9 protein-coding genes are annotated in these 9,847 nt (G+C 61.8%); 4 read left to right on the top strand and 5 right to left on the bottom strand.

The genetic code is table 11. From position 1 onward, the window contains the following. Positions 1 to 195 precede the first annotated feature (195 nt). Positions 196 to 1,923, top strand: a complete 1,728-nt coding sequence (locus AVMA1855_RS26085; protein WP_284427941.1) for a S8/S53 family peptidase — start codon at positions 196 to 198, stop codon at positions 1,921 to 1,923. A gap of 282 nt (positions 1,924 to 2,205) precedes the next feature. On the opposite strand, the gene AVMA1855_RS26080 is transcribed toward AVMA1855_RS26085, so the two are convergent. The 3 genes from AVMA1855_RS26080 to AVMA1855_RS26070 all read right to left on the bottom strand — a co-directional run bounded on the left by AVMA1855_RS26080 (position 2,206) and on the right by AVMA1855_RS26070 (position 5,480). Further along, the gene (locus AVMA1855_RS26080; protein ID WP_284427942.1) at positions 2,206 to 3,564 is read right to left on the bottom strand and encodes an MATE family efflux transporter; all 1,359 of its coding nucleotides are present in this window, start codon (positions 3,562 to 3,564) and stop codon (positions 2,206 to 2,208) included. 98 nt (positions 3,565 to 3,662) lie between these two features. Beyond that, positions 3,663 to 4,961, bottom strand: coding sequence for an MFS transporter (locus tag AVMA1855_RS26075; protein ID WP_284427940.1), 1,299 nt, complete (start codon positions 4,959 to 4,961; stop codon positions 3,663 to 3,665). A gap of 63 nt (positions 4,962 to 5,024) precedes the next feature. Continuing rightward, entirely contained in the window at positions 5,025 to 5,480 is a 456-nt protein-coding gene (locus tag AVMA1855_RS26070) for a MarR family winged helix-turn-helix transcriptional regulator (protein ID WP_284427939.1), read from the bottom strand. A gap of 50 nt (positions 5,481 to 5,530) precedes the next feature. Between AVMA1855_RS26070 and AVMA1855_RS26065 the strand changes: the two genes are divergently transcribed. Together AVMA1855_RS26065 and gloA are read left to right on the top strand one after the other, a co-directional pair. Continuing rightward, a complete protein-coding gene (locus tag AVMA1855_RS26065) occupies positions 5,531 to 6,082 on the top strand; it encodes a PaaI family thioesterase (RefSeq protein ID WP_284427938.1) in 552 nt (183 codons plus the stop codon). After that, on the top strand, positions 6,079 to 6,495 hold the full coding sequence (gene gloA / locus AVMA1855_RS26060) for a lactoylglutathione lyase (RefSeq protein ID WP_284427937.1): 417 nt from the start codon (positions 6,079 to 6,081) through the stop codon (positions 6,493 to 6,495). Before AVMA1855_RS26065 ends, gloA begins: the two co-directional genes overlap by 4 nt. 176 nt (positions 6,496 to 6,671) lie before the next feature. On the opposite strand, the gene AVMA1855_RS26055 is transcribed toward gloA, so the two are convergent. Next, positions 6,672 to 7,874: an MFS transporter gene (locus AVMA1855_RS26055; RefSeq protein WP_502870388.1), complete on the bottom strand. Its 1,203-nt coding sequence runs from the start codon at positions 7,872 to 7,874 to the stop codon at positions 6,672 to 6,674. Between the two features lie 158 nt (positions 7,875 to 8,032). On the opposite strand from AVMA1855_RS26055, the gene AVMA1855_RS26050 reads away from it, so the two are divergent. After that, on the top strand, positions 8,033 to 8,944 hold the full coding sequence (locus AVMA1855_RS26050; RefSeq protein ID WP_284427935.1) for a LysR substrate-binding domain-containing protein: 912 nt from the start codon (positions 8,033 to 8,035) through the stop codon (positions 8,942 to 8,944). A gap of 405 nt (positions 8,945 to 9,349) precedes the next feature. On the opposite strand, the gene AVMA1855_RS26045 is transcribed toward AVMA1855_RS26050, so the two are convergent. Next, on the bottom strand, positions 9,350 to 9,760 hold the full coding sequence (locus tag AVMA1855_RS26045; RefSeq protein ID WP_284427934.1) for a DUF3732 domain-containing protein: 411 nt from the start codon (positions 9,758 to 9,760) through the stop codon (positions 9,350 to 9,352). Positions 9,761 to 9,847: the final 87 nt, after the last annotated feature.

The raw sequence follows: 9,847 nt of genomic DNA, 5'->3' as shown, positions 1-9,847 counted from the left end.
GGGCCTGCAAGGCCCCTCATGCACCCAGGCGCAGACCGCTGCTGGGCCTCATCACGCTCAAACGGCTGCTGGCGCCCACTCATTCCTGTTCGGATTCGTCAAACATGGGGTTGTGAGAGGCTCCCTAATGACTAGCCGCTTCGGGCTGAGTATATGGCGGCTAATTCTAATAGTTATAAATGATGGGAGTTATTGATGCGCACTGGCTTGGCTTTATTTTCACTCTCTGCCCTTATCTTGGGCGCCCATGGCGTCTCTTATGCTCAAAATGCTAGGGGCCCCATATTTATCGAAAAATCAGTCACAGATCTTCCATTTGCCAGCAAGAATTCCGGTGATGGCAGAAAAAATTATCTGATCTATCTGGATCCATTCTACATAAAAGATTTCATTGATTACGCAGTAGGGGGTGTGGAAAAATCAACGCTCGAAGAGCGAAAAAGTGCAATTAAAAATTTCGGGGAAAAATTCGCAATTGAATATGGAATTGAAATCGATAGAATTTCTTCTGTAGCCACTCCTTCGATCAATTCTAGATTTACGCGAGAAATAGCGGATAAAATGCTTCAGCATCCTGCTGTAACTGGGGTGCAGGAAGTTTTTGATCAAAAAATCCCTTTATCTCAATCAAACCCCGGCGACATTACCAGTGGAAATGAAACTGTTAGCTGGGCGTTACCTTATACCAATACCAATGATGGATGGTCAACCAGCAATAATTTTTATCTGATAGATGCGCCGCTAACCGCTCCAGTTCTTGCAAATGACGCGAATATCGTCTTTCAAAATAACCTCTCAGGAGGAGAGCCGACCGAGACTCTGCACTCAACATTTATTGCAGGCCTGGTAGGAGGGTTGTTCAATAACTATGGTGTGCGAGGGGTCAACTGGGGCATGGCCATAAAGGGGTTTGGTGTTGGCCTAGGTCATACACCCCAAATTCTCGAAAGAATAACGGCCGCAATGAACGAGGCTGAGGCAACTAATGATTTTGCCGTCGCAAGTTTGTCGATGAATAGACGGGACACGCCAAATGAATTTCAGTGGAATCAACCCGTAGGTAGATTAATTCGGGCGGCAAGCAACAGGTTATTTTTCACGCAATCAGCAGGGAACAATAATGGCATAGCGTGTGAAAATGCGTACGGTCACCAGCAAAGTGCCAGAGACAATGATGGAATCATGGTAGTCGGCGGTCTCCAGCGAGACGGCAGTCGTATGCTAGGTGGTACCAACCCACCAGCTCTTGCCTCCAATGCGGGCGCTTGTGTTGAAGCTTGGGCGCCTGCTCACGAAATCACTTCGTTAGACCCATCTGGAAATTTGCGCACGTCTAGTGGAACATCATATGCTGCTCCCATAGTGGCAGCGATTGCGGCCCGATACGGAAATTTAATCACCCGGCCTATCGAGAGAGAGGCATATATAAAGAACCTATTGGCTAATACTGGACACTTTGCCGATGGGCTGCCCATTAAAAAGGTCTCGTATCTGTCGCCTTCTTTTTTTTCAATACCTAGAAGACTGCCTTATTCAACCGTATACGCGCCACACAATACAAATATTGCCTCTCTTTATGATGGAAGGTTTTATGATCCGAGCTATTTTTGGGACGCCGGATCAAACAGCACAAGCATCACTTTAGATCTGGGATCTGTTAGATATATAACAGGGGTCAGGGTCACGATTAGAAGTTCAGCTCCCCAAAATGACGGAAACTTAAAGCCAATGTATTTTAGCTTATGGGGTGCCAATGCTCAGCCTGCTGATACACCGCTTGGCAGCTTTACCGAACCGGATCAATCCGACTCTGCTCCCATTTATATTGGAATTGGGCCAATTAATACTCAATATATCACTATTGAATCTTACAATCCCTATTCATCGGTAGCGTTTTCCGAGATCGAGGCTTACGGTTATTAAACCCCCGAGCCGTAAAAGCGGCCATCGCGATCAGGAGGAGGCACCTGAAGAAGTGCACAAAGCGTGACGGGGTTTTGACGCTGATGGTGCTTTTATGGACGACTTGCTTCGTTGTGGTGGCCGTTGCAGGAGCGGATTTTTTCGCATCCTGCGCGCAGGCCGCACCGGCGGCTAAAAGGAGACAAAGCAATTCCGCCAATAGGCCAATGGTGGCGAACCTGCTGTCAGAGCCATCTCACTGTGCCGACGAAGCAAACCGAGCGGTCTTGCCGAGCGCGCCACTCAACGCGCCGATGGCGCCACGGACCGGGGCCAACGCAAGCGCCCGAACCATGCACCGCCGGCAATCGCTGCCGTATTAAGCACGCCATACACCACCAGAGCGACTGCCTGTGCCAGAAAGACCTGCGCAAGAGTTCCTCCGTAATGCAGCGCCCCCCATCCACCGACACCCGCCACGAGCAATCGGGCGATGTTTCCGCCAACGGGCCAAGCCAAGCGCCCGGCACCTTGCGAGGCGAAGTAGAGCACCAGGCCCAACCCGAAAAAGCCATACACCGGACCGACCACCTGCAGATACTGCGAACCAGCCGCGTGCATGGCAGGGTCTTGCCCGAATAGGCCGAGCCAGGCATGCGGAAACAAGGCTGCCACGATGCCGATCAGCTCTGTTATCGCAAAAGCGACGGCCGCGCCGAACCAGGTGGCCTTCAATGCGCGGTCTGGGCGCCCTGCTCCCATGCATGTTCCGACGATCGTGACCAGTGGCGCCCCCAGTCCGAACACCAAGGGGACGAGGATGTATTCCAGCCGCGATGCCGTGCCATAGCCTGCAATGGCGGCCGGCCCGAAGTGCCCGACCAGTCCCGTGGCGATGCCAATGGTGAGATTGGTGGCAAGCGTCGATATGGCGCCCGCGAGGCCAACCCGCAAAATGCTGCCGAACAAGGCGCCGCGCCATTGAAGCCCTTGGCGAGACAGCCGCAGCAAGCTGTGCCGCGATTGCAGATACACGCACAGCGCCAGCGTTCCGCCCAGGTAATACAACACCAGCGCCAGCGCGCCCCCGGCAATGCCCAGGCCGGGAATCGGCCCCCAGCCGAAGATGAGGACTGGCGACAGCGGCACGAGCAGCACCGTGCCGGCGGTCGTGATTTTGGCTGGCAGCGCCATGTTTCCCGTTCCGCGCACCACCGCCGACAACGCGTTGAACAGCCACACCAGCACCGCGCCGGCAAACACCGTGTGCGAATAGGTGAGTGCTGCCTCCAGCGACGCGCCCTCCCCGCCCATCGAACGGTAAAGCGCCGCACCGCCCCACCACAGCACCACCGTGAACAAAAAGCCGAAGGCGATGGCAATCACCAGCCCGGCCCACGCCAGCGATTGAGCCTGCGCAAGGTCGCGGCGGCCTAAAGCGCGGGCGATGGCGGACGCGATGGCTCCGCCCATGGCGCCGGCAGACGTCATCTGCATCAGCATGACGATGGGAAAGACCAGCGCCATGCCAGCCAGCGCATCAGTACCGAGTCGGCCGATGAACCACGTTTCGATGAGGCCTGCCGAAGCCTGCGCCACCATGATCAGCACGTTCGGCGCCGCCATGCGCAACAGCAAGGGCGCCAGCGGTGCCTCCAGCATGCGGCGGGTGCGGGGATCCAGCGGGGGCGGCTCTGACGCCGAGGAAGCCGAAGCCAGGGCAGAGGCGGATGTGGCGGTGGAAGACATGGCGACTCCGGTCAGGCGGGCTGTGCCACGGCTTTTGCGGGCCGGGCCGGCCGCTGGATCAGCAGCACCAGGCCGGCCGCCAGCAGGCAGGCCGCACCCGCCGCGTAGAGCGCCGGGGTGTAGGTCAGCAGCAGCGTGCGCGTGAGGCCCGCGCCCCAGGCCGCCACGGCCGCGCCGATCTGGTGGGCCGCGAAAATCCATCCGAAGACGAGTCCGACCTTTTGCGGACCGAACGTGGCGCCGGCCAGCTTGACGGTGGGCGGCACCGTGGCGATCCAGTCCAGCCCGTAGAACATGGCGAACAGGCCCAGTCCGTAGAACGTGAACTCGGAATGCGGCAGCCAGAACAGCGACAGGCCACGCAAGCCGTAGTACCAGAACAGCAGCTTGCGGTTGTCGTACCGGTCGGACAGCCAGCCCGACAGGACCGTGCCGACGAAATCGAACGCACCCATCATCGCAAGCACCGACGCGGCGGGCACCGCGCCCATGCCGTTGTCCGCGCACAGCGAAATGAAGTGGGTCTGCAGCAGCCCGTTGGTGGACAAACCGCAGATGAAAAAGGTGGCGAACAGGATCCAGAACGTGCCGCTGCGCGATGCCTCGGCCAATGCCTTGAACGGCGTGGCGAAGTTCATCGCCATGGCCGGTGGCGGGGGCGTCGCCGTGGCCGGCGCCGTGTCGCCATAGGCGGCCAAACCCAAATCCGACGGGCGATTGCGCACGAAGGCCAGCGCCAGCATGCCCACCGCCGCACAGGCGATGAAGATCGGCGCGATGGCAGAGCGCCAGCCCCAGTGTTCGATCATCCAGGCCGCGAAGGGCAGGAACGCCAGTTGCCCCGTCGCTGCGCTGGCCGTCAGCAGTCCCACGACCAAACCGCGCCGTGCGACGAACCAGCGGTTGGCCACCACCGCGCCCAGCACCAGCGCCGTCAGGCCCGTGCCCAGGCCCAGCAGCAGGCTCCACAGAACGAACAATTGCCACAGCTGGCTGGCCAGCGTGACCAGCGCCATGCCGGTGCCGACCAGGGCAAGGCCCAGGCACATCACCGCCCGCAGGCCCCAGCGCTCCATCAGCACGGCGGCGAACGGCCCCATCAGCCCGAACAGCGCAAAGCGCAATGCCAGCGCGGTGGAGATCTGGTCCGTCGTCCAGCCGAACTCCCTGGACAGCGGCTGCAGCATCGCGCCCGGCAGGCCCAGCGCCGCCGACATCGTCAGCATGGTGAGGAAGGTGATGCCGGCCACCAGCCAGCCGTAGTGGATGCCATGGCGCTGCAGCCAGCGTGCGGCGGATTGGGACAGCATGGGCGGGCCTTTGGGTGAAGAAGGTATGGGGTGATAGCGGGGATGCCGTTCGGTCGAAACCCATCAGGGCTGCGCGTCAGCAGCCGCGCCGACATCCAGCAAACGCACCGTCTCGTCGAGCAGCGCGTGCAGGGCTGCCACGTGCGCCACGCCCAATCGCTCGTTCAGCGCCTCCTGGGCAATGCGCCAGTGGCGCTGCGCCTCCTGGCGCTTGGCGCGGCCCGATTCGGTGAGCTGCACGCTGCGGCTGCGGGCGTTGTCTCCCGCCGCCACCTCCACCCAGCCCGCTTCCTGCAGCGGCCGGAGGTTGCGGGTGAGCGTGGACGCGTCCATGCGCATGGCGCGCGCCAGATCGCCCGGCCGCACGGGGCCCAGGCTCTGGATGTGCGAGAGCAGCGAATACTGCGTGGTCTTCAGCCCGGTCTTGCCGACCTCAGTGTCGTAGTGCTGCGTGACCAGGCGGGTGACCTGGCGCAGTTTGAGGTTCGTACAGCCTCGGGGTTTCTGGGGTGCGTCCATGGCATATGATTGTATCTACAACAATTGCAGATGCAATCAAGGAGATGCCGATGGCGAAAGATGACACCCTGGCGCAGTGGCTTGCGCAGGAGCAGGCTGTGATGGAGCGCATGAATGCCGGGCCCGGTGCCGGCGTTGCCACGCCGGCGCAGATTGCCGGCAAGACCGGGCTGGAGGTCATGCAGTCCATGCTGGCCGGCCAATTGCCCTACCCGCCCATCGCGAAGACGCTGGACTTTTTGCTCATCGAAGTGGGCGAAGGCGCGGCCATCTTCCAGGGCACGCCGGGCACGGCCCACCTCAACCCCATGGGCACGGTGCATGGCGGCTGGTTTGCCACCCTGCTCGACTCCGCGCTGGGCTGCGCCGTGCACACGCGCATGCCGGTGGGGCGCGGCTACACCACGGCCGAGCTGAGTGTGAACATCGTCAAGGCCCTCACGCCCAAGGTGCCGCGCGTGCGCGCCGAAGGCCGCGTGATCCACTGCGGCCGCCAACTGGCCACCGCCGACGCCCGGCTGGTGGGACCGGACGGCACGCTCTACGCCCACGCCACGACGACGTGCCTGGTCTTCGAGATGCCGGCACAATCGCGGGCATGAGATTCCTCCACACGATGCTGCGCGTTGGCAACCTCCAGCGCTCGATTGATTTCTACACCAAGGTCCTGGGCATGCAACTGCTGCGCCAGTCCGAGAACCCTGAGTACAAATACTCGCTGGCCTTTCTGGGCTTCGACGGCGGCAACCTCGGCCAGGCCGAGATCGAGCTGACCTACAACTGGGGCACCGAAAGCTACGACCTGGGCACGGCCTACGGCCACATCGCCCTGGGCGTGCCGGACGCCTATGCGGCCTGCGAAAAGATCAAGGCCGCCGGCGGCAACGTGACGCGCGAAGCGGGGCCGGTCAAGGGCGGCACGACGGTGATCGCGTTCGTCACGGACCCCGATGGCTACAAGATCGAGCTGATCGAACGCAAGAACGACGTGGGCGCGGGAACCGGTTTGCGCTGACGGCGGGTCAATCGCTATATTTTTGATAGCGAAATGCCCTAGTGAAACATGCGCTGGGCACCGATTTGACCTGAATCGAAAAACCACCGAGCGGGCGGGCGGCTTGATCCGCTTTCTTGGCCCATCGGCCCCTGCCCGCCCGTCCGCGCGGGCAGGCCTTGCTTTGGCTCCCGCGGCTAGGCCTGTCCCTTGTGGGCCAACCGTGCCACCCACGGGCACGCCACCACGGCCACCAGGGCCACCACCGCGCCAGCCAGCGCCACGCTGCCCACATCCCAGAGCGAAATGCTGGCGCCCCCCAGCATGGCGCCCAGCGCAATCCCACCATTGGCCGCCGACACGTTGACTGTCCCGGCCAGCGCCTGCGCATCCGGCGCTGACTTCATCACACGCAGCTGACAGATCGGATAGAGCGCCGTATTGGCCACGCCCCAGACCGCCAGCGCGGCGACCAACCCAATGGGCTGCCGCGCCAACCACATGACCGCCACCATGCCCACCGCCAGCATCGCGCTGAACGCGGCCGTCGTCTCCAGGGGCCTGCGATCCACCCACAGGCCGCCCAGCCAGTTGCCGATCAAACCCACCGCGCCAAAGCCCATCAGCCACGAGCCCACCTGCGACGAAGGCACCTGCGCCACCTGCTCCAGCAGCTCGGCCAGATAGGTGTAGCCGGTGAACATCGCGGTGAACACCACCACGGACAGCACCGCGTTGGCGATGAAAGCCGGATGGCGCAGCAGGCGTGCCTGCGCCGCCAAGCCCACGCGCTGGCCGGCTTTCATTCGGGGCATGGCCATCTGCAGCAGCGCGGCCACCGCCAGCGACAGGGCCGCCAGGATCCAGAAGGCAGCGCGCCACCCCACTGCATCGCCGGCCAGGGTGCCCAGCGGAATGCCGAACAGCATGGCGCCCGAGATGCCCAGGTAGACCGTTGACACCGCCCTCCCCGCCCGCTGCGGCCCGGCCAGTTGCGCGGCGGTCTCGCTGGCAGTGCCCCAGAACACGGGCAAGGCCAGGGCCGGCACGATGCGCGCGATCGCCAAAACCCAGAGATTGGGCGCCATCGCCGCGACGGCATTCGACACAGCAAAAAGCACCAGCACCGCCATGAACAGGCGCTTGCGCTCGATGTGGCCCAGCCACGCCGTCAGCGCCGGCCCGCACAGCATCACCACCACGGCAAAGAGCGTCACCAACTGGCCGGCCGTGGAAACGGAAACGCCCAGGTCCCGGGCCAATGCCGGCAGCAACCCCACCATCAGGAATTCGGTGGTCACGATCACGAACGCGGCCACCGCCAGGACGACGATGGACGATGTCCCGGCTTTCGTGCCGGTGGGTTCGGTGGTGAGGGGTTCTGTGGCGAGCGTGGGCATACGGATGGGGATGGGCATACGGATGGGGATGGGGATGGGAAAAGCCTTCTTCTGGCTGATCCGCCAGCTTATTCACTCCAGAGTTTCTTCTGTTGGATGCTTTTTCCTGATTAAATGGAGAAAAATTCTGCAATCGACCCCCGGAGTGCCCCGCCATCGTGAACAGCTCGGAACGCCTCAAAGGCATCGACGTGTTTGTCGCCGTCGCCGCTGCCGGCAGCTTCGCGGCCGCGGCAGACCGGCTGAACCTCACCGGTTCCGCCGTCGGAAAATCCATCGCACGGCTGGAAGCGCGGCTGAGCACCCGGCTGTTCGAGCGCACCACTCGCAAGCTGCAGTTGACGGACGCCGGCACCGCCTTCCACCGGGTCTGCCTGCGCGTGCTGGAAGACATCGAATCGGCCGAACGCGTGCTGGCATCCGACACCGCCGAGCCGTCCGGCCGCCTGCGCGTGGACGTGCCAGCCACCTTCGGCCGCCGCCAGGTCATGGCCTGGCTCATGGCTTTCGCCGCGGATCACCCCGCGGTGCAATTGCACGTCTCGTTCACCGACCGCTTCGTGGACGTGGTGGATGACGGTATCGACGTCGCCGTGCGCATCGGCGGCGCCGACACCTGGCCCGCCAACCTGGGGCACCGGTTCCTCGGCAAGGAGCGCCTGATCTTCTGCGCGTCACCCGCCTATCTGGAGCGCAAGGGCGTGCCCGCCACGCTGGAAGACCTGCTGTCCTCGCACGACGCGATCACCTACGGCCGCGCGGACGGAACTGCCAGCCCCTGGCTCATTTCCCAGGGAGCCGGCCCGACCGAGCGGCGCGTGGTGGACAGCCGCATCGTCGTGGGCGACGGAGAGGCACAGCTCGACGCCGTGGTGGCGGGCCTGGGTGTCGCGCAGTTGGCGACCTGGCTGGCGGGGGAAGCGCTGCGTGCGGGGCAGTTGGTGCCGATCCTGCCGGATTACGATCTGGAGGGATTACCGCTGCACATCGTCTGGCCGCGCAGCAAGCGGCTGCTGCCGAAGGTGGATAGTTTGTTGGGCCACTTGGCGGAGCATTTACGCGTGCGTTGAAATGGGACTCATGGGAGGAGCGGTCTCTAGCAATACGAGGGGTTAGGCCCATTACCGCTTTTCAGCTTTGACGTTTGGGTTTCGGCTGTGCAGCGATTGCTGCCGGCTGCGGGCGATGTCCCGATGGCAGCTGTGAACACACAAGCCGACACACGTTCTTCCGCCACTTCAACCAGGCATCAGTTAGCACGCCGAATACGACCAAATTGGTCCGATTTAGGCCAGCAGGACGGCACATTTGCTCCAAGCCCTGTGGGTCAGAAAACAACTCCCAGCCTCGCGGATCGCCGTAAGTCCGAAAGCGAGCCGTATATCGTCATAGACTCGCGCGGCATCCTTAGGGTAGTCATTGGTCAATAGCCCTCGATAGACGAAAGCTGAGTGGGCTCGTGCCCGCCCTACTTTTTACGCCTGTCCTTCGTTCTGTAGGCGCTCCTGGCCCGGCTTGAGGATCAGGCCGTAGTCACCGCGCAGTTCTCGATCGACCAGATGGAATTTCTCGAGCCCCAGCCTCTCCCAATGCTCCTTGCCAATGTGCTCCAGCAGGATGATCTGAAAGCCTCCATGCTGGTCCATGTCAGTTATGAACTGGTTTAGCTCCTGCAGAACCTTGTCCATGCTGCGCACATCCGTGCTGGGTTTGCGCGCAGTCGAGAAATAAGGCGTGCTGATTTGATCGAGCACGAGAAAAGAGGGAATCCAAGGGATCTTGCGTGTCTTGGCGATCTCATGAATTGCTAAGAAGTAGGAGACATGCAAGTACAGATAATTGGATGCGTGGGCTTCCCCCGGTTTCCCGGACACATCGAATGACATGATGTGTTTAGGAGGCAAACATGCCAAGGACGAGAAGAGCATTTACGGACGAGTTCAAACGGGAAGCGGTGAAGCTGGTGAAGCAAC

This window comes from Acidovorax sp. SUPP1855, assembly GCF_030158955.1.
Taxonomy (GTDB): Bacteria; Pseudomonadota; Gammaproteobacteria; order Burkholderiales; family Burkholderiaceae_C; genus Paracidovorax.
The sequence above is the reverse complement of the archived record's forward strand: the minus strand, read 5'-3'. Positions and strand labels throughout refer to the sequence as shown.

What these genes read in the sequence shown, in the direction of transcription:
- AVMA1855_RS26085 (WP_284427941.1), top strand. Translation starts at nt 196, where the DNA reads ATGCGCACTGGCTTGGCTTTATTTTCACTCTCTGCCCTTATCTTGGGC.
- AVMA1855_RS26080 (WP_284427942.1), bottom strand. Translation starts at nt 3,564, where the DNA reads ATGCTGGAGGCACCGCTGGCGCCCTTGCTGTTGCGCATGGCGGCGCCG.
- AVMA1855_RS26075 (WP_284427940.1), bottom strand. Translation starts at nt 4,961, where the DNA reads ATGCTGTCCCAATCCGCCGCACGCTGGCTGCAGCGCCATGGCATCCAC.
- AVMA1855_RS26070 (WP_284427939.1), bottom strand. Translation starts at nt 5,480, where the DNA reads ATGGACGCACCCCAGAAACCCCGAGGCTGTACGAACCTCAAACTGCGC.
- AVMA1855_RS26065 (WP_284427938.1), top strand. Translation starts at nt 5,531, where the DNA reads ATGGCGAAAGATGACACCCTGGCGCAGTGGCTTGCGCAGGAGCAGGCT.
- gloA (WP_284427937.1), top strand. Translation starts at nt 6,079, where the DNA reads ATGAGATTCCTCCACACGATGCTGCGCGTTGGCAACCTCCAGCGCTCG.
- AVMA1855_RS26055 (WP_502870388.1), bottom strand. Translation starts at nt 7,874, where the DNA reads ATGCCCACGCTCGCCACAGAACCCCTCACCACCGAACCCACCGGCACG.
- AVMA1855_RS26045 (WP_284427934.1), bottom strand. Translation starts at nt 9,760, where the DNA reads ATGTCATTCGATGTGTCCGGGAAACCGGGGGAAGCCCACGCATCCAAT.